This is a genomic window from Caulobacter sp. CCH9-E1 (assembly GCF_001556515.1).
Lineage (GTDB): Bacteria > Pseudomonadota > Alphaproteobacteria > Caulobacterales > Caulobacteraceae > Caulobacter.
Genome location: NZ_LSJA01000099.1, coordinates 15,009 through 32,037 on the forward strand (window position 1 = coordinate 15,009; position 17,029 = coordinate 32,037).

19 protein-coding genes and 2 pseudogenes are annotated in these 17,029 nt (G+C 67.1%); 13 read left to right on the forward strand and 8 right to left on the reverse strand.

Going from position 1 to position 17,029, the window contains the following annotated elements; translation table 11 throughout:
- Window positions 1–494: 494 nt before the first annotated feature.
- A complete protein-coding gene (gene cdd, locus AX690_RS06415) occupies window positions 495–923 on the reverse strand; it encodes a cytidine deaminase (protein WP_066681593.1) in 429 nt (142 codons plus the stop codon).
- A gap of 90 nt (window positions 924–1,013) precedes the next feature.
- Complete coding sequence (locus AX690_RS06420; protein ID WP_082769535.1) at window positions 1,014–1,289, reverse strand: BolA family transcriptional regulator; 276 nt, start codon at window positions 1,287–1,289, stop codon at window positions 1,014–1,016.
- Between the two features lie 56 nt (window positions 1,290–1,345).
- Here AX690_RS06420 and AX690_RS06425 point away from each other — a divergent pair, with 56 nt between their 5' ends.
- The gene (locus tag AX690_RS06425; protein WP_066681596.1) at window positions 1,346–1,996 is read left to right on the forward strand and encodes a J domain-containing protein; all 651 of its coding nucleotides are present in this window, start codon (window positions 1,346–1,348) and stop codon (window positions 1,994–1,996) included.
- Between the two features lie 13 nt (window positions 1,997–2,009).
- On the opposite strand, the gene AX690_RS06430 is transcribed toward AX690_RS06425, so the two are convergent.
- On the reverse strand, window positions 2,010–2,861 hold the full coding sequence (locus AX690_RS06430; RefSeq protein WP_197426799.1) for a hypothetical protein: 852 nt from the start codon (window positions 2,859–2,861) through the stop codon (window positions 2,010–2,012).
- A gap of 266 nt (window positions 2,862–3,127) precedes the next feature.
- On the opposite strand from AX690_RS06430, the gene AX690_RS06435 reads away from it, so the two are divergent.
- Both AX690_RS06435 and AX690_RS06440 read left to right on the forward strand, forming a co-directional pair.
- The gene (locus AX690_RS06435) at window positions 3,128–3,976 is read left to right on the forward strand and encodes a DUF3298 and DUF4163 domain-containing protein (protein ID WP_066681602.1); all 849 of its coding nucleotides are present in this window, start codon (window positions 3,128–3,130) and stop codon (window positions 3,974–3,976) included.
- A 93-nt stretch (window positions 3,977–4,069) separates the two neighbouring features.
- The gene (locus AX690_RS06440; protein WP_066681605.1) at window positions 4,070–4,510 is read left to right on the forward strand and encodes a hypothetical protein; all 441 of its coding nucleotides are present in this window, start codon (window positions 4,070–4,072) and stop codon (window positions 4,508–4,510) included.
- Here AX690_RS06440 and AX690_RS06445 read toward each other — a convergent pair.
- Window positions 4,479–5,198 carry a phosphatase PAP2 family protein gene (locus AX690_RS06445; RefSeq protein ID WP_082769537.1) on the reverse strand — a complete coding sequence of 240 codons (720 nt, stop codon included), beginning with the start codon at window positions 5,196–5,198 and terminating at the stop codon, window positions 4,479–4,481. The genes AX690_RS06440 and AX690_RS06445 overlap by 32 nt on opposite strands.
- A gap of 143 nt (window positions 5,199–5,341) precedes the next feature.
- On the opposite strand from AX690_RS06445, the gene AX690_RS06450 reads away from it, so the two are divergent.
- The 5 genes from AX690_RS06450 (at window position 5,342) to AX690_RS06465 (ending at window position 8,502) form a co-directional block, all read left to right on the forward strand.
- On the forward strand, window positions 5,342–5,704 hold the full coding sequence (locus AX690_RS06450; protein ID WP_066681608.1) for an RcnB family protein: 363 nt from the start codon (window positions 5,342–5,344) through the stop codon (window positions 5,702–5,704).
- A 75-nt stretch (window positions 5,705–5,779) separates the two neighbouring features.
- A complete protein-coding gene (gene cobS, locus AX690_RS06455; protein WP_066681619.1) occupies window positions 5,780–6,790 on the forward strand; it encodes a cobaltochelatase subunit CobS in 1,011 nt (336 codons plus the stop codon).
- A 13-nt stretch (window positions 6,791–6,803) separates the two neighbouring features.
- Complete coding sequence (locus AX690_RS22095) at window positions 6,804–7,700, forward strand: toll/interleukin-1 receptor domain-containing protein (protein WP_082769538.1); 897 nt, start codon at window positions 6,804–6,806, stop codon at window positions 7,698–7,700.
- A gap of 118 nt (window positions 7,701–7,818) precedes the next feature.
- The gene (locus AX690_RS06460) at window positions 7,819–8,064 is read left to right on the forward strand and encodes a DUF2188 domain-containing protein (protein ID WP_066681622.1); all 246 of its coding nucleotides are present in this window, start codon (window positions 7,819–7,821) and stop codon (window positions 8,062–8,064) included.
- Between the two features lie 132 nt (window positions 8,065–8,196).
- Window positions 8,197–8,502, forward strand: coding sequence for a hypothetical protein (locus AX690_RS06465; RefSeq protein WP_066681624.1), 306 nt, complete (start codon window positions 8,197–8,199; stop codon window positions 8,500–8,502).
- Between the two features lie 7 nt (window positions 8,503–8,509).
- Here AX690_RS06465 and AX690_RS06470 read toward each other — a convergent pair whose 3' ends face one another.
- Complete coding sequence (locus AX690_RS06470; RefSeq protein ID WP_066681626.1) at window positions 8,510–8,734, reverse strand: hypothetical protein; 225 nt, start codon at window positions 8,732–8,734, stop codon at window positions 8,510–8,512.
- 165 nt (window positions 8,735–8,899) lie between these two features.
- A complete protein-coding gene (locus AX690_RS06475) occupies window positions 8,900–9,295 on the reverse strand; it encodes a hypothetical protein (protein WP_066681632.1) in 396 nt (131 codons plus the stop codon).
- Between the two features lie 179 nt (window positions 9,296–9,474).
- Here AX690_RS06475 and AX690_RS06480 point away from each other — a divergent pair, with 179 nt between their 5' ends.
- From AX690_RS06480 to AX690_RS06500, 5 genes are all read left to right on the forward strand, one after another.
- Window positions 9,475–9,948: a chemotaxis protein CheW gene (locus AX690_RS06480; RefSeq protein ID WP_013080596.1), complete on the forward strand. Its 474-nt coding sequence runs from the start codon at window positions 9,475–9,477 to the stop codon at window positions 9,946–9,948.
- A gap of 86 nt (window positions 9,949–10,034) precedes the next feature.
- Window positions 10,035–10,568 (forward strand): hypothetical protein, encoded by a 534-nt coding sequence (locus AX690_RS06485; RefSeq protein WP_066681637.1) that lies wholly within the window; start codon window positions 10,035–10,037, stop codon window positions 10,566–10,568.
- Window positions 10,569–10,654: 86 nt separating this feature from the next.
- On the forward strand, window positions 10,655–11,755 hold the full coding sequence (locus AX690_RS06490) for a Zn-dependent alcohol dehydrogenase (RefSeq protein ID WP_066681640.1): 1,101 nt from the start codon (window positions 10,655–10,657) through the stop codon (window positions 11,753–11,755).
- Window positions 11,756–11,991: 236 nt separating this feature from the next.
- Window positions 11,992–14,052: a phosphocholine-specific phospholipase C gene (locus AX690_RS06495; RefSeq protein WP_066681643.1), complete on the forward strand. Its 2,061-nt coding sequence runs from the start codon at window positions 11,992–11,994 to the stop codon at window positions 14,050–14,052.
- A gap of 170 nt (window positions 14,053–14,222) precedes the next feature.
- Complete coding sequence (locus AX690_RS06500) at window positions 14,223–15,521, forward strand: M20/M25/M40 family metallo-hydrolase (RefSeq protein ID WP_197426800.1); 1,299 nt, start codon at window positions 14,223–14,225, stop codon at window positions 15,519–15,521.
- Window positions 15,522–15,525: 4 nt separating this feature from the next.
- On the opposite strand, the pseudogene AX690_RS06505 reads toward AX690_RS06500, so the two are convergent.
- Both AX690_RS06505 and AX690_RS24215 read right to left on the reverse strand, forming a co-directional pair.
- Window positions 15,526–16,536: pseudogene (locus AX690_RS06505) on the reverse strand (methyl-accepting chemotaxis protein); the annotation flags it as partial.
- A 12-nt stretch (window positions 16,537–16,548) separates the two neighbouring features.
- A pseudogene (locus AX690_RS24215) lies at window positions 16,549–16,920 on the reverse strand (PAS domain-containing protein); the annotation flags it as partial.
- Between the last annotated feature and the right edge of the window lie 109 nt (window positions 16,921–17,029).

Consider the following 17,029-nt stretch of genomic DNA (forward strand, 5'->3'; position numbering starts at 1 on the left):
TAAGCGGGGGTCACCCCTGGCGCTCGCCCGGACGAGGGTAATTTGGAGCAAAATGTGGCGAAAGCGTCAAATTTCGTGCACTTCGACACGCCGCCGCAATGTTTTTGCACAAAACCACCTTGTTCGGAGCTTTGCCTTACATTAATCCGGCCCTGAGCAGCGTCAGATCGCCGGATATATAAAAAAGACGCCGCCCAGCGGCCTCTCCCGCCAGCGGATCTCTGTCGAGATTGTGGCGGAGGGGCCCGCTCAGCGCGGCCTTTGAGGCAGAAGAAGGCCAAAAAGCGGCCAAACAGTGTTCGATTTGTGGGGTAAAAAATGCCCCGCCTGAGGCCGCATTACACAGATTTAACAGTCAAGTTTGAGCAAGATTATTCCAAATGTCGCAAACAGGCGCTGAAAATGTGACTTTTTGGTAACATTTGAGGATGGAGCGACGGCGGCGCGGTTTTCGGATGCCGCCGATCGCCGAACCCGTACGGAAGGAGGCTAACTCAGTCCAGGTCGACCGGCCCGAAAGCCTGCGGCAGCAGGGTCCAGAACGGCGTCCGGGCGGTGGGCGCGCCGCCCTGCACGGAGACGATCTCGCAAGTCCTGGCGGCGAACTCGGCGATGCGCTGACGGCAGGCGCCGCAGGGCTGGACCACCGCGTCGGAGCCGGCCGCGATCAGCACCTTTTCGATGCGGCGCGCGCCGCCAGCCGTGATCATCGCGCCGATCGCCGTCTGCTCGGCGCAGGTGCCGGAGGGATAGGCGGCGTTCTCGACATTGACGCCGTAGTGGGCCCGCCCCTCGTCGTCGATCACCGCCGCCGCCACCGTGAAGTTGGAGTAGCGGGCGTAGGACCGCTCCAGCAGCGCGGGCAACGCCGCGGCGGCGGTTTGTTCAAGGGTGTCGGACGAGGAAATGACGTCGGCGCTCATGCTAATCCTGCCTGCCCCGGCCAAGATCGCGCCGGGGAGAGAGGCAATCAGTCGCGGCGCCGGCGCGCAAGCTCAAAATCGCGCGCGAGCTCAAGCCTCGCCCGGCGCGGTGGCGACGATCGACAGCGCGTGAACAGGCCCCGCCAGTTCGTCGGCCAGCGCCTTCATCACCATGCGTTGGCGCATCACCCGCGCCTTGCCGGCGAAGGCCTCGGCCTCGATGCGCAGGGTGAAGTGGCTTTCGCCCGCGCCGCTATGGCCCGCGTGGCCGTGGTGGCGGTCGCTGTCGTCGATCAGCTCCAGCCGCGACGGCGAAAAAGCGGCCTCCAGTTTGCCTCGAATAGCTTCCGCAACGGCGCCCATCACGCGACTCCCGCATGTCAATCCTTGAACGGAAATAGCGCGGGCTTACTCTAAGCGCCATGAGCCGGCCGTTCGAGTACCGCCCCAAATTTTATGACATCCGGGTCAGGCCGCCCAAGGACGGCGAGGACGACCATATCGAGGATGTCCTGCGCCTGAAGCCGGGCGAGAAGCCCTGCGACCATCCCGACTGCCGCCTGCCCGGTTCGGCCAAGGCGCCGAAGTCGCGCGACATGCCCGACCAGCACTACTGGTTCTGTCAGCGCCACGCGGCCGAGTACAACAAGAACTGGAACTTCTACGCCGGCATGACCGAGGCGCAGATCCGGGCCGAGCAGGAAACCGAGCGCATGACCGGCGGCCGGCCGACCTGGAGCTTCAAGGCCGACGCCCGCTCGCGCGAGGCCGCCGCCCAGGCCGCCCGCGACGCCCGCGCCTTCGCCGACCCGTTCGGCATCTTCCGCGCCCAGCAGCGCCGCGCCGAATCGCAGCGCACCGCCGCCGAGCGCGGTTTGGGCAAGCTGGAGCGCCAGGCCCTGGCCGACCTCGACCTCGAGGCCGGCGCCGACGGCGCGGCGATCAAGGCCAAGTACAAGGAGCTGCTCAAGCGCTGCCACCCCGACGCCAACGGCGGCGACCGCAGCGCCGAGCACAAGCTGCAGCGCGTGATCAAGGCCTATAAGCAGTTGCAGAAGTCGGGGCTGGTCTAGGTCCGTAGCCCGGCTAGAAGTCGGGCGGCATGATGAAGGTGTGATCCCAGGTCGGGTATTCTCCGTCCCGAACCGACACCGCGCGGGCCTTCTGGCTGTACCAGAGATGATGATCGGGCCCGAGCGACAGATGCTCGCAATAGAGTGTCTGGTCGTGATTGCGCAGGAAATCGAACGTCGTGGTGTACTCCCAGATATCGCCTTTGGGAGGCTTGGCGCGCTTGGCTTGCCAGACCGAGGCGACCTTGACGTCCGTTCCGAAGATCGACCGGAGAGGATGATGCGGCACCTTATCCAGGTCGCGGACGTAGTGCTTGATGAAAGGCTCGACCGCGCGGTCCAGGGCCAGTCCCTGGCGATGGGCGTAGCCGGCGGCGGCGTTCGCGAAGCCGGCCGAGGCCACGCCGACCACCCGGATCGCGGCCGGCGCATGGGATGACAACGCCCGGGCCAGCATGCCCTGGATCTCGGCCAGCGCGCCGCCAAGCGAGTGGCCGGTGATCAGAAGCTTTTCAGCGGGCAGACCCTTGTCGTGGCAGGATTCGATAGCCTCGCGCAGGAACGTCGCCGCCGGCGCGATCTGCAGGTCGGGATCGTTGAACAGGCCAGCCGATATGTTGGCCCACCAGTCCGCGAAAGACTTGATCCCCTCGGTGCCCCTGTTGACCACCACCAGGCTGCGGCTGGCGGGATGGTGAAGCGCCGCCGCGTCATAGCCCCCGGGGACATTGGCCCGTTCGAGGATGTCCCAGCCCAGCAGGCCCTCAAGCCGCGAGAGCCCCGTCGCGGGATCCTTGTAGGCCGCCGCCGCCAGGCCGGCCGCCACCTGATCGCTCAGGATGGCGTCCTGAGCATGCGAGATCAAAAACGCCCCTAGATCCATGGCTCCCCTCCCCGGCGACCAGGAATTCTCGGAAAGAGTGTTTTTCGACGACCTCACACGGTCAAGGCAAACTTGCGGCGCACGGCGCGAATGGGCCATTGTCGCGCGCCAGCGCGCGGCGGGCCGATCCGGAGTGGCGCGCGCCCGTCGAAGCGCCGAACACAAGCTGCAGCGCGTGATCAAGGCCTATAAGGCGGGACGGGTCTAGGCGCCTGGACCGCAGTCGCGCCCCTGGAGAGTTTGAGCCGATGAAGAGCCCCGCCGCCGCTCTGGCTGTCGCCCTGTCCCTGCTCGCGACGCTGGGCGCGTGTGAGCGCCAGCAGGATCGAACGTCGCCGCCGGCGTCCCAAGCGCGGAAGCCTGCACAGGCGCCCAAGACGCAGACGCCGGTCGGCGCCATCCCTCCCCTGGCTTTCAAGCAAGCCGCCCCCGCGGCCGAGGTCAGCCTGACGCTGTCGGCCGAGATCGGCCGTTATCCAGCCTTGCACGCCCTGCTCTATGATCGCGAAACCGCCCAGCTCAGGGCCTTCGCGACCAAGGCTGACGCGGACCGCAAAGCCGACGACGGACAGTACCCGTGGCGTCAGTACGCTAGCGAGCGTCAATGGGCCGTGGCGGCGGCTACACCCCGGCTGATCAGCCTGCGAGGGATGTGGCTCGACTACACCGGCGGCGCCCATCCGAACCACGGGGCCGCGGCGCTGCTGTGGGACGCCGCCGCCAACAAGGAGGTCAAGCCCGCCGACCTGTTCCGCGCCGACGCGGACATGAAGGCGCTGGACAAGGCCATCTGCGAGGCCGTGGCCGCCGCCAAGCGCCACCGCGAAGGCGCGTCTCCGCCCGACGACATCTTCGGCTGTCCGAAATGGACCGAGACCACGCTCGCGCTGGCCCCCTCGACCGAGGCCGGGAAGATCGGCGGCCTGATGGTTCTGATCGATCCCTATGTGGTCGGCCCCTACGCCGAGGGCGACTATGAGCTGATCCTGCCGCTGTCGGCGTTCCGCCCCCTGCTGGCGCCGACCTATCTCGACGCCTTCGCCGGATCGCCCAAGTCGTCGGGCAATCCGGACGGATCGCTTAGCTTTCGGATGTGAATCCGAGCCATCGCCACGCTTCGCTCCCTTGCGGCGCACGGCGCGAATGGGTCATTGTCTCGCGCCGACACGCGGCGGGCGAGGACCTCTTTGATGACCGAAAGCGATCCGGAGTGGCGCGCGCCCGTCGAAGCGCCGACGCCGGTGACGCCGGTGCCGTTCGGCAAGCCTTGGAGCATCTGGACCTGGGGCGCCCTGCTGTCGACGGCGGGTCTGGCCTTGGCGGTCGCCCCTCACGCGGTCCTGCATCTGCTGAAATCGCCGGTGGATACCGCCGCCACGCCCTGGGTGCGGTTCGCCGGCCTGCTGCTTCTGGCCTACGCCATGGGCTACCACGTGGCCGGCTGGACGGGCCAGCGGACCTATATGCGCGCCTCGGTCGTGCTTCGCGTCCTGTCGCTGGTGGTGATCGGCGCCTTCGTCCTGGCCGACTGGCTGCCCAAGGCCTGGCTGGCCGTGGGCCTGGGCGACTTCGCCGGCGCGGTGTGGACGACGCTGGAGCTCAGGTGGCGTCCGAAGCCGAAGACGGCTTGATCCGCCGCCGAACCAGATAGGCCGCCAGCCAGCAGATCATCGCCCACGCCGCGCCGACGCTCCAGCCGGCCAGCACGTCGCTGGCCCAGTGGACGCCCAGATAGACGCGGCTGGCGCCAACCAGCAGGCTCAGCAGGACCGCCGCGCTGATCGCCAGCACCTTGACCCGTCGCCGGTCGGAAAAACGCGCCGTCAAAACGCCCAGGGTCAGGAACACCACCGCCGACAGCATGGCGTGGCCCGAGGGGAAGCTGGCGTTGACCGCTTCCACCGCGCGATAGGCCAGATCCGGTCGCTCGCGCCCGAACACCGCCTTCAGCCCTTGGCTGATGCTGACGCCCCCCAGCGCCCCGCCCAGCAACAGCACGGCCTCGCCCCAGCGTCGCAGGGACGCGAGCAGGGCGAAGGCCAGCAGGATGATCAGGCTCAGCACCGCCACCGAGCCCAGCGCCGTCACGTCGACGGCCGCGACGTGCAGCCACTCGGGTCCGACCAGGGCTTCGGGCCGCCCCTCGACCCGCAGGGCCCGCAGAACGGCCAGGTCCAAGGCGTGGGTTTCGCCCTCGGCGACCTCGTCGGCGATGGCCAGGAACGCCATGGCGCCCAGGGCGGCGATCAGCAGGGCCGAAGCCAGGCCGATTTCTCGAACGGCGGCGGCGACAAGTCTCTGAACATCCAGACGAAACACCGGGACGCTTCTCCCAAGCAGGCTCGATATCAATGACAGGGAGACATTCCCCTTTTGAGTCATGAACTTAATCCTAGCAAGACTGTTCCGGCCATGACCATGTGGAGCGTCCCAGGCCGTCGGCCTGGACAAAGGAAGCCAAAATGAAACGCACTCTGACGGTTTCCGTCGCCATGCTGATGCTGGCGGGCGGCGCGGGAGCCGCCGCGGCCCAAGCGCATCAACACGACCGGCATGGCAACGCGCGGGATCAGATCTACGAGAACGTGCGCCGTGACCAGGCGCGTCGGGACGCCCGCCGAGACCTCCGCGAACATCGCCTCTGGGTGAAGGGACAGCGCCTGGACGCCCGCTATCTGGACCGCGCCTACTATGTCGGCGACTGGAAGCGCCACGGCCTTCGCGCCCCGCCGCGCGGCTATCAATGGCGCAAGATCGACGACCAGTTCGTCCTGGCGGCCGTCGCGACCGGCCTGATCGCCTCGGTGATCATCACTGGGCCCTAAAAAACGACGTCGAAAGGACGTCGAAAGGGCGTCGCCCCCTTCCCTCCCCCTGGGTCAAGGCGCTAATCGGAAAGCATGCCCGAGTTCGCCGAAACCAGCTCCGCCCAAGATCCGCTGATCACCCTGGTCCCCGACAAGTGGGTGACGCTGCGCGACGCGTTCGGCGTCGACAGCGACATGAAGGTTCCGGCCTTCAGCCACCGCGATCCGCACGTGCCGGAGATCGACAGCGCCTACCGCTTCGATCCCCAGACGACCAAGGCGATCTGCGCGGGCTTCGCCAAGGACCGCCGGGTGATGGTCCAGGGCTATCACGGCACCGGCAAGTCGACCCACATCGAGCAGGTGGCCGCGCGCCTGAACTGGCCGCTGGTCCGGGTGAACCTGGACAGCCACGTCTCGCGGATCGACCTCGTCGGCAAGGACGCCATCGTCCTGAAGGAAGGCAAGCAGGTCACCGAGTTCCGCGAGGGCATTCTTCCGTGGTCGCTGCAGCGCCCGATCGCCCTGGTGTTCGACGAGTACGACGCCGGCCGCCCGGACGTGATGTTCGTAATCCAGCGCGTGCTGGAAGCCGGCGGCAAGCTGACCCTGCTGGACCAGAACCGCGTCATCCGCGCCAATCCGTATTTCCGACTGTTCGCCACGACCAACACGATCGGCCTGGGCGACACCACGGGCCTCTATCACGGCACCCAGCAGATCAACCAAGGTCAGATGGACCGCTGGTCGATCGTCACGACGCTGAACTACCTCGAGCACGACGTCGAGGCGGCGATCGTCCTGGCCAAGAACCCGTCCTATGACACCGCCGAGGGCAAGCGCACGATCGCGGCCATGGTCCGCGTCGCCGACATGACCCGCAACGCCTTCATGAACGGCGACATCTCGACGGTCATGAGCCCCCGCACCGTGATCACCTGGGCCCAGAACGCCGAGATCTTCGATCACGACGTGGCTCTGGCCTTTAGGCTGACCTTCCTGAACAAGTGCGACGAGCTCGAGCGCCCGACGGTGGCCGAGTTCTTCCAGCGCGCGTTCGGCACGGACCTTCCGGAAAGCGCGGCGCGAGTGAAGGTGGCGTAGTGAGGTAAGTAGATTGGAGCGCGAAAATCCGTCAGCGTTCATCTCCTACTCTTGGGACGATGAAGAGCATAAAGGCTGGGTTTTGGAGCTTGCATCTCGCCTAGTAGAAAACGGCGTCGACGTGAGGCTGGATCGCTGGCACGTGCCGCCCGGAGCCAGTCTCACTCAGTTCATGGAAGAAAGCGTCCAGAGCTGCGATTTCACGATCGTTGTCTGCACAAATAACTACGCCGTCCGATGCAGAAACCGGACTGGCGGCGTCGGCTACGAACAACAGATCATATCAGGCGCTATTGCTTCCGGCGCTCCTAGGGAAAAATTCATCCCTATACTCAGGACCGGCTCCTTCATCCCCACGGACGAGGACTGCGCAATCCCCGCCCACTTTATGGGAATAAATACGATTGACTTCAGAGAATCCGAGAACGACTCGAATTTTGAACGCCTTTTAAGAGCAATATTTCGCCAGCCAGAGCTTGTTCCGCCGCCTATTGGGTCTCGCCCGCAATTCCAAGAAAATGCGGCACGCCCCTGCCGATTGGCAACCATGGAGGCGGATGGATGGCACCTTCTGAGCGGCGTGGCGGCAAACGAAAGAAGCCCCAAAACATTCCATATACCCTCAGAGATTGAACGCCGCTCATTGGACGTCGGCAATACTGTCAAGCTGGCCTTCGAGTTCGAACCCGACGAAGATGAAGAATATCCCGCCGGAGAACGAATGTGGGTCGAGATAACTGGCTCAAACGGACCGTATTTTGTTGGACGCCTTAGGAACCAGCCCTCTAATTTCGTCTATATAAATCCCGATAACGAAAAAGAATTTATGATCGATCCTTACGCCCCTCTCGCATACGATAGCGAGGTATTCTTCTTGCCTGAGCACGTTATTGACATTTATCCGGAATAGCCGGTTTAGGCTTATTTATGCGTCTCTCGCCCTCACGCTCCTTTCCGACAAGACAGCGTCATCGGAACCGCCCAAGGTGGCGGACCGTTTCGACGTCCAAGCTTCACGGAGACGCCCCATGACCGAAGTCACCTACACCATCGTCGAGCATGACGGCGGCTGGGCCTACAAGGTGGGCGACACCTTCTCCGAGACCTTCCCCAGCCACGACGCGGCGCTGAAGGCCGCCCAGCGCGCGGCCGGCGAGCAGCGCCTGCCCGGCGAGACCGAAGGCATCTCCTACGAGGACAAGCAGGCCGTCTGGCATCAGGAAGTCTCGTCCGGCGACGACCGTCCGACGACCCGCGTCGAGGACGCCGACTAGGCCGCCCCTCGCGCCGTGGCCGCCGCGCCACGTTGTCCCGCTTTCGGGACGACGACGGGAACGGCGCCCATGGCCAGGCTTTGTAGAGATGTGGGTCGACAGCGTTGGCCCGTCTCTAGGAGCCCTTAATCCATGGCCGGCAAGCCGCTGAAGATCGTGCCGCCCGTCTCGGGCGTGGCCGAGATCTACGACCTCGGGCGGGGTCCCGAGACCACCGCCCAACGCGTCAAACGTCTGCAGGCCGAGGCCCGCATGCTGGCGCGCGAAGAGGTCGAACGCCTGGAGCGCGATCTGCGCCGGCTGGCCGACCAGGCCCAGGCCATCGCCGAAGGCGGCGAAGCGTATCCGGCGGGCGTGCGCGAACTGACCGGTCGAATCTCGGTCGAGACGACCCAGCGCGCGGAAATCCTCCAGGCGCTGTTGCAGCGCCTGGGCTGATCGCTCGTCACGCCGCGTTGGCCATCCGGCGCAGGCGCCGCGCCAGATCCTCGGGGCGATCGGCGATCTGGTCGAACAGAGCCTGGACCTCGGCCTCGCCGAAGCCCGCCGCGCGCAGGGTGCGCCAGGCGCCGGCCAGCACCGCCTCGGCGATATCCAGACGATCTTCGGTCAGGCGCAGGCCGGCGCCAAACGGGCTGGACGAGAGGGACGGCGGAGCGAGCGGCGACATCAGAGCTCTCCTGCGACGGGGGAGTAATGTTCCTTTTTTGTTCTCATTTTAGCGCGGAGTCGAGTCCCGCCGCGCCTCGCCGCGACAAAAAGCCCCAGGTCGGGGGGACCTGGGGCTCAAAGGCGGATCGCCGGCTCACAACAGCGATCCGTTCGTCCGTATGTCTCAGCGGCACACGGTGCGTTCGTAGTAGCTGCCGCTCCAGCGATCGTACTCGCGCGTGGTCCAGCATTCGCGGTCGCCGTAGTACGGCCGCGGGGCATAGCCATAGCCATAACCGTAGTAGCGCGGGGGCGGCGGAGGCGGCGGCGCATAGGCGCGGCGGCCGTAATAGCGATCATCGTAACGATCGCGCCGATCGTTGTCGGACAAGGCCGCGCCGACCGCCAAGCCCAGCACGCCGGCCGCGATCGCGGCCACGGCGACGTCGTCGCCTTTGTCCTTGTGATGGCGGTGATAATAGCGCGGATCGGCCGAAGCCGAGGTGGCGGCGACGGCCAGAGACAGGGCCGCGACGCCGGCCCCGACCCGGCCCAGGGTGTTGACGATTTTGCGGACCATGACGGCCTCCCTGACCTCTCTCGCTTCCGGCGCGGCGCGCCGCCCCGAAGCGTCACGAGAACGATCGGCCTTCCCGCCTGAACGGCGCCTGAACGAAATTCTCAGGGTCCTGGAACCGGTTTGTTCATCTTTTTCCGCGAGCGTGCCGGAGACGAAATTCGCGCTCCCCGGAGACCGCCATGACCACCACCGTGTCTTACGCCCAAGGCCAGGCCCTGCAGGTCCTGTCTTTCGAAGTCGGCGCCCAGACCTATTGCGTGCCCGTCAGCGCCGTCCGTGAAATCCGTGGCGTCACCCCGCCGACCCCGCTGCCCGACGCGCCGCCCTTCGTACGCGGCGTCATCAACCTGCGCGGTCAGGTCATGCCGGTCATTGATTTGTCGCAACGCCTGGGCAAGGGCGCGGCGCAGGATGGTCCGCGCCAGGTCATCATCGTGGTCGAGAACCAGACCGACGTCGCCGGCCTGCTGGTCGACGCCGTCTGCGACAGCTTCACGGTCGAGGCCGACGCGATCAACCCGCCGCCGTCGCTGGGCGACGTCGAGGAATCGCCGCTGGTCTCGGCGGTGATCACCACCGGCGAAGGCGACATGACGGTCCTGCTGGCCGTCAGCCGCATCCTGCCCGAGCGCCCGATCGCCCTGGCGGCGTAAACGCCTGGCGCGAGCCGCGCGCCGGCTTGCCACCTTCCGTCGCATCGAACACCCTGCTCCCCGGAGTCGGAGCGGGGTCGCGTATCGTGGGCGAGACAGTTGAGCGTAACGGGGGCGAGCCCGCGGACCTCTGGCGGCTTTGGCATTCGCTGCACCGCCTGTTTCCAACCTGGGCCCTGATCCCCGAGAGCTTCGTCACGCCAGGGGCCTGGGGCTATATGGGCCTGGACTTCATCAGCGGCTTTCGGCGCAATCCCTCGACCTTGAAGGCCTTCGCCCTGCTCGAGGGGGTGAGCGACGACCTGTTCGATGGGCTCACGGCGATGGCGGCGCTGAACGCGCGTCGGCAAGACCAGCTATTGAGGGTGGTGATCGTGGGCTACCTGACCGTGCCGCTGTCGATCCTCGCCCTGGTGGCCGAACTGGCCGGGGCCGATCTGATGAGCTTCGTGAGGGCGCACCAGAATATCACCCTGTGGATCGCCCTCACCCTAACCGCCGCGCCGGTGGGCTACATGATGAGCGCCTGGCGGGCCAAGCAGGTGATCAGCGTCTTGGACCTGATCCGCATAGAGCGCCAGCAGCGGCCCTATACCGCGCTGGAGCTGCGGGACGAGTAAGGCGCGCCCAAACATTTGTTCGAATTCCCTCTTCCGCTCGCCCCGAGCGGGACGCTAGTGTCGCGCCAAGCAAGAGGGAGACGAGCATGAAGGCCGCTGTTCTGCGCGAGGTGGGCAAGCCCCTCGAGATCGAGACCGTGGCCATCGGCAAGCCTGGCCCGCGCGAGGTGCTGATCCGCACCAAGGCCGCCGGCGTCTGCCACTCCGACCTGCACTTCGTCGAGGGCTCCTATCCCCACCCCCTGCCCGCTGTGCTGGGCCACGAGAGCGCCGGGATTGTCGAGGCGGTCGGCTCGGAAGTGCGGACGGTCAAGGTCGGCGACCACGTCATCACCTGCCTCAACCCTTATTGCGGCCACTGCGAGGTCTGCCTGACCGGCCACATGAACCTCTGCATCAGTCCCGAGACCCGCCGCGGCAAGGGCGAGGAACCGCGCCTCTTCAAGGAGGATCTCGGCGGCGAGCGCGGCCCGATGGCCCAGTTCCTGAACCTGTCGTCCTTCGCCGAGATGATGCTGGTGCACGAGCACGCCTGCGTGGCGGTGCGCAAGGACATGCCGTTCGACCGCGCCGCCCTGATCGGCTGCGCCGTGACGACGGGCGTCGGGGCGGTGATCCAGACCTCCAGCGTCCGAGCGGGCGAGACCGTGGCGGTGATCGGCTGCGGCGGCGTGGGCCTGGCGACGATCAACGGCGCGGCGATCGCCGGCGCGGGCCGGATCATCGCCATCGACCGCGTGCCCGCCAAGCTGGAGCTGGCCAAGACCTTCGGCGCGACGGACGTGATCGACGGCTCGCAGGTCGACGACATCGCCAAGGCGGTGATCGAGCTGACCGGGGGCGGCGTGCAGCACAGCTTCGAGGCCATCGGCCTGAAAGCCACCGCCGAGGCCTCGTTCAAGATGCTCAAGCGCGGCGGCACGGCCAACATCATCGGCATGATCCCGGTCGGCACCAAGATCGAGCTGCACGGCCCCGACTTCCTGGGCGAGCGCCGCATTCAGGGCAGCTACATGGGCTCCAACCGCTTCCCGGTCGACATGCCGCGGCTGGTGGACTTCTACATGTCGGGCAAGCTGAAGCTGGACGAGCTGATCTCGCGCCGGATCAAGCTGGAGGACGTCAACTCGGCCTTCGACGAGCTGAAGCGTGGCGAGCTGGCGCGATCGGTAATCGTGTTTGATTGAATTCTTTAGCGCCCCCCTCCGTCACGTCGCCTGTCGGCGCCGCGCCACCTCCCCCGCAAGCGGGGCAGGAGGGAGCCACTTCCTCCTCACCCGTGAAACGGGGGAGTTGGATCGGCGCGAAGCGACGAGACGGAGGGGGCGCCAAGTCCCAAGGCAAACATCTGGTCTAGTCCAGTTGTCACACAGCTGAAAAAGAAGTCGTGCTACCTCCGGCCTCAGCTTACCGGAGTTCCGCCATGCCCCAGATCGATCGCCGCGGCCTGCTGGCCGCCATCGGCGCCCTGACCCTGCCGCCCGCCCTGGCGCGCGCGGCCGCCATCGACGCCGACGTCCGCAGCGGCGCGATCCAGGACGTCGAGCACGTGGTGATCCTGATGCAGGAGAACCGGGGCTTCGACCACTATTTCGGGACGCTGAATGGCGTGCGCGGCTTTGGCGACCGCTTCCCGGTCCCGGTGCGAGACGCGGCGGGCCGCAAGGACGCCTCGGTCTTCGTCCAGGCCTATGACAAGGACAAGCTGCTGGCGCCGTTCCCCCTGAACAGCGCCCGGACCTTCGCTCACATGCGGGTCGAGGGCACGCCGCACAGCTGGACCGACGCCCAGGACGCCTGGGACCAGGGCCGCATGGACCGCTGGCCGGACGCCAAGCATCCCTGGTCGATGGGCTATTTCCAGCGCGCGGACATCCCGTTCCAATACGCCCTGGCCGAGACCTTCACCCTCTGCGACGCCTATCACTGCGCGACCCAGACGGGCACCAACACCAACCGCCTGTTCCTGTGGACCGGGACCAACGACCCGTTCGGCAAGGCCGGCGGCCCGTCGATCTCGAACAGCCACGACAACTTCGCCGAAAAGGGCGGGGCCAAGGAGTCCTACAGCTGGACCACCTATCCCGAGCGGCTGCTGAAGGCCGGGGTCTCCTGGCGCATCTACCAGGACATGGCCGACAACTTCACCGACAACCCGCTGGCCGGGTTCAAGGCCTATCGCGACGCCTACAAGGACCTGCCGGGTTCGGATCAGACACTGAAGACGCTAGGCCTGTCGACCTGGCACCTGGACAAGCTGCGCGAGGATGTCGTGGGCGGCCGCCTGCCGCAGGTCTCGTGGGTCATCGCTCCGGCCGCCGACTCCGAGCACCCCGGTCCGTCGAGCCCGGCGCAAGGCGCGGACTACACCGCCCGCGTGCTGGACGCCCTGACCGCCGATCCCAAGGTCTGGGCGCGGACGGTTTTGCTGGTGATGTTCGACGAGAACGACGGCTTCTTCGACCATATGCCGCCGCCCTCGCCCGCCTCGCGCGGCGCCGATGGCAAGCCGCTTGGCGGCTCGACGGTCGACGAGACGGGCATGCACCACCACGTGCGCAACCCGACCGAGGCCAAGTCCGAACGCGACGATCTGATGGGCCGTCCCTACGGCCTGGGTCCGCGCGTGCCGCTGTACGTCATCTCGCCGTGGAGCCGCGGCGGCTGGGTCAACAGCCAGGTGTTCGACCACACCTCCGTTATCCGCTTCCTGGAGGCGCGTTTTGGCGTGATGGAGCCGAACATCGCGCCCTGGCGGCGCGCGGTCTGCGGCGACCTGACCACCTGCTTCGACTTCAAGACGCCGAACGCCAAGCCGTTCGCGCCGCTGCCGCCGACGGCCGACGCCGCCAAGCGCGCCAATGGGCTTGGCCGCACCAAGCCGCCCACGCCGACCACCGTGGTCGCGCCGGTTCAGGCCATGGGTCCGCGGCCCTCGCGCGCCCTGCCCTACGCCCTGGCCGTCGACGCCGAGGTCCGCGACGGCGCCGCGCGCCTGAAGCTGGCCAACACCGGCGCGCACGCCGCCGTGCTGCACGTCTATGACAAGCTGCGGCTGGAGACGGTTCCGCGCCGCTACACCCTGGCGCCCGGGACCAGCCTGGAGGACGCCTGGCCGGCCGGCGCCTACGACCTGTGGGTGCTGGGCCCGAACGGCTTTCACCGCCGGTTCGCGGGGACCAGCGAAGGCGTCGAGATCACCGTCCGCCCCGAGGGCGACGCGCTCCGGGTCAGCGCCGTCAACAACGGTCAGGCGCCGCGCGCCCTGACCGTGGACGTCCTGGACGGCGAGAGCCTGAAGGTGACCCTGGCGCCGGGCGAGACCCGCTCCAAGGTCTTGCCGACCCGTCAGGGCTGGTACGACGTCACCGCCCGCCTCGACGGCGCTCCGGCCTGGCTGCGGCGCGTCTCGGGCCGCATCGAAACGGGCAAGGACTCGATCAGTGACCCGTGGATGGGCGGCCCGGCGGCGCTGAAGGTCTGAACTCCGACCTCCCCGGCGAATGCCGGGGCCCAGATCGAACCCACGGTGTGAGCTAAGTTCGCACAGTGCGTAGGCGCGCGCGCCCCAATCGTTCGAGATGAATCTGGGCCCCGGCATTCGCCGGGGAAATCGGATAGGGATTAGGTCCAGGATTCGTTCAGGACGCCGCCATGACCCTTCGCCACGCCGCTTCCCTCGCCGCCCTCGCCCTGGCCCTGACGGCCGCGCCCGCGATCGCGGCGCCCAAGGCTGACCCAGCCAAGACCGTCGGCAAGCTGGTCGCCTCGCCCGCCTTCAAGACGGCCGTCGCCAAGCTGGACGCCGACTTCGACCGCACGGTCGCCGACATCATCACCCTGACCGAGATCCCCGCCCCGCCCTTCAAGGAGGAAAAGCGGGCCAAGGCCTATCTCGAGATGCTGAAGGCGCACGGCCTGACCAACGTCGAGATGGACGCCGAGGGCAACGTCATGGGCGTGCGCCCCGGAACCGCGACCAAGGGCGCGGGCCCGTTCGTGGTGATCGCCGCCCACCTCGACACCGTCTTCCCCGAAGGCACGGACGTGACGGTCAAGCGTCAGGGGACCAAGCTGATGGCCCCGGGAATCGGCGACGACACCCGGGCTCTTTCGACCCTGCTGGCCTATCTGCGGGCCATGGACGCGGCGGGGATCAAGACCAAGAAGGACATCCTGTTCGTCGGCAATGTCGGCGAGGAAGGTCCGGGCGACCTGCGCGGCGTCCGCTACCTGTTCAACAAGGGCCCCTACAAGGGCCGGATCAGCGCCTTCTTCTCGATGGACGGGGCCAATCCCGAACAGATCGTCGATCAGGGTACGGGCTCGAAGCGCTACCGCGTGACCTTCTCGGGTCCGGGCGGCCACAGCTACGGCGCGTTCGGCATCGTCAATCCGATGGCGGCCATGTCCAAGGCCGTGACCGACCTCTACGCGGTCCAGCCGCCCAAGAGTCCCAAGACCACCTATTCGGCCAGCGTCACCGGCGGCGGCACCTCGGTGAACTCGATCCCGCACGACGTCTTCATGGAGTTCGACATGCGCTCGGAAAGCGCGGCCGAGCTCGCCAAGCTGGACCAGACGCTGATCGGCATTCTCGACAAGGCCGTGGCCGGCGAGAACGCCGCCCGCTCGACGCGCGCGGGCGCGGTCAGCTACACGGCCAAGGTGATCGGCGAGCGTCCGGCCGGCGCCACGCCCGAGACGGCGGAGATCTCGGTCCTGACCCAGGCGGCGATCACGGCCCTGGGCTACAAGCCCGTGCGAGAAGCGGGCTCGACGGACGCCAACATCCCGATGAGCCTGGGCGTGCCGGCCCTGACCATCGGCGCGGGCTTCCTGGGCGGTCGCGCCCACGCCCTCGACGAGTGGATCGACACCGAGAAAGCTCCGACCGTCAAGGGCATGAGCGTGGGCCTGGCGGCGCTGCTGGCCGTGGCGGGGGTGGAATAGCCCCTCAGGCCGCGCGGCTGGCGCGCCAGCCCGTCGAGCCGGCGTCCTGGCGCAGCTGGAAGCGCGCGGCCAGCTGAGCGATGTCGGCCGCCTCCTTGGCCAGCGACTGGCTGGCCGCCGTCGACTGCTCCACCATGGCCGCGTTCTGTTGCGTGGCCTGGTCCATGTGGTTCACGGCGGTGTTCACCTCGCGCAGGCCCGTGGCCTGTTCGCGCGACGAGCTGGCGATGTCAGCGACCAGCCGGCTGACGGCCCCGACCTGCTCGATGATCTTCTGCAGCGCCTGGCCGGTCTGCTCGACCAGCCCGACGCCCTCGGCCACCTCGCTGGTCGACTTGCCGATCAGCTGCTTGATCTCCTTGGCCGCGTCGGCCGAGCGCTGGGCCAGAGCCCGCACTTCCTGGGCGACCACGGCGAAGCCGCGGCCCGCCTCGCCGGCCCGCGCCGCTTCGACGCCCGCGTTCAGCGCCAGCAGATTGGTCTGGAAGGCGATCTCGTCGATCACCCCGATGATGTTGCCGATCTCGCGCGAGGAGCCTTCGATGCTGGACATGGCCTCGGTCGCCTGGCGCACGACCGAACCGCCCGCCTCGGCCGCGTCGCGGGCGGCCGTGGTGACCTCGGCCGCTTCCTTGGCGTTCTCGGCGGTGCGCTGGACGGTGGCGGTGATCTCGTCGAGGGCCGCGGCGGTCTCTTCCAGGCTGGCGGCCTGCTGCTCGATCCGGCGCGACATGTCGTAGGCGGCCGACGACAGCTCGTTGGCGCCGCCGGTGATGGTCTTCACCCCGGCCGAGACCTGGGCGACGGCGCTCTCCAGCGCCGAGGCGGCGGAGTTGAAGTCGGCGCGAAGCTGCTCGTAGGCGGCTGAGAAACGGGTGTCGATCTGAACGCGCAGGTCGCCGTCAGCCAGCGCCTTCAGCCCCTGGGCCAGCTGACTGACCACTTCGGCCTGCTCGGCGGCGGCGTGCTGCTCGGCCTCGCGCGCCTTGGCCTGCGCCTCGCGCATGGCGACGGTGTCGCGATAGTCCTGCCACAAGGCGATCAGGACATCCCGGCCGCCGATCTTGGCCGGGATGACGGTGGCCAGCACCGGCAGGAGCTCGCCGTCCAGCCGCTGGTGCAGCCATTCGAAACGGATGTAGCCCTTGGCGAAGGCTTCCTGAATCCGCGAGACGACCAGATCCTCGGATCGACCGCCGCACGGCTGCAGCTCGGGCGACAGACGGCTTGGCGTGACGCCCAGAAGATCCTTGCGCGCGCAGCCCATCAGCCGCTCCATCGCCGGATTGCAGTCGACGATCACGCCATTCTCAATGACGTAGTAGCAGTCCGGCGAATTCTCGAAGATGAAATTGGCCACGTCCTGGCGAGCGGTGTCTTCGGTCTTGCGTCGAAACATACGGGTCTCCTGTCAGGAGGAGACTAAGGGCCTTAAAGTAAACAAGATGTAGACTATGAACGGCCTGCACCGCGATACGGGCCGTTCTAAAGATGAAATTTCCACGACA

Excerpts from the sequence above, each read along its gene's own strand:
- cdd (WP_066681593.1), bottom strand. The coding sequence starts at position 923 with ATGAGCGCCGACGTCATTTCCTCGTCCGACACCCTTGAACAAACCGCC.
- AX690_RS06425 (WP_066681596.1), top strand. The coding sequence starts at position 1,346 with ATGAGCCGGCCGTTCGAGTACCGCCCCAAATTTTATGACATCCGGGTC.
- AX690_RS06435 (WP_066681602.1), top strand. The coding sequence starts at position 3,128 with ATGAAGAGCCCCGCCGCCGCTCTGGCTGTCGCCCTGTCCCTGCTCGCG.
- AX690_RS06440 (WP_066681605.1), top strand. The coding sequence starts at position 4,070 with ATGACCGAAAGCGATCCGGAGTGGCGCGCGCCCGTCGAAGCGCCGACG.
- AX690_RS06450 (WP_066681608.1), top strand. The coding sequence starts at position 5,342 with ATGAAACGCACTCTGACGGTTTCCGTCGCCATGCTGATGCTGGCGGGC.
- cobS (WP_066681619.1), top strand. The coding sequence starts at position 5,780 with ATGCCCGAGTTCGCCGAAACCAGCTCCGCCCAAGATCCGCTGATCACC.
- AX690_RS06460 (WP_066681622.1), top strand. The coding sequence starts at position 7,819 with ATGACCGAAGTCACCTACACCATCGTCGAGCATGACGGCGGCTGGGCC.
- AX690_RS06465 (WP_066681624.1), top strand. The coding sequence starts at position 8,197 with ATGGCCGGCAAGCCGCTGAAGATCGTGCCGCCCGTCTCGGGCGTGGCC.
- AX690_RS06470 (WP_066681626.1), bottom strand. The coding sequence starts at position 8,734 with ATGTCGCCGCTCGCTCCGCCGTCCCTCTCGTCCAGCCCGTTTGGCGCC.
- AX690_RS06475 (WP_066681632.1), bottom strand. The coding sequence starts at position 9,295 with ATGGTCCGCAAAATCGTCAACACCCTGGGCCGGGTCGGGGCCGGCGTC.
- AX690_RS06480 (WP_013080596.1), top strand. The coding sequence starts at position 9,475 with ATGACCACCACCGTGTCTTACGCCCAAGGCCAGGCCCTGCAGGTCCTG.
- AX690_RS06490 (WP_066681640.1), top strand. The coding sequence starts at position 10,655 with ATGAAGGCCGCTGTTCTGCGCGAGGTGGGCAAGCCCCTCGAGATCGAG.
- AX690_RS06495 (WP_066681643.1), top strand. The coding sequence starts at position 11,992 with ATGCCCCAGATCGATCGCCGCGGCCTGCTGGCCGCCATCGGCGCCCTG.
- AX690_RS06500 (WP_197426800.1), top strand. The coding sequence starts at position 14,223 with ATGACCCTTCGCCACGCCGCTTCCCTCGCCGCCCTCGCCCTGGCCCTG.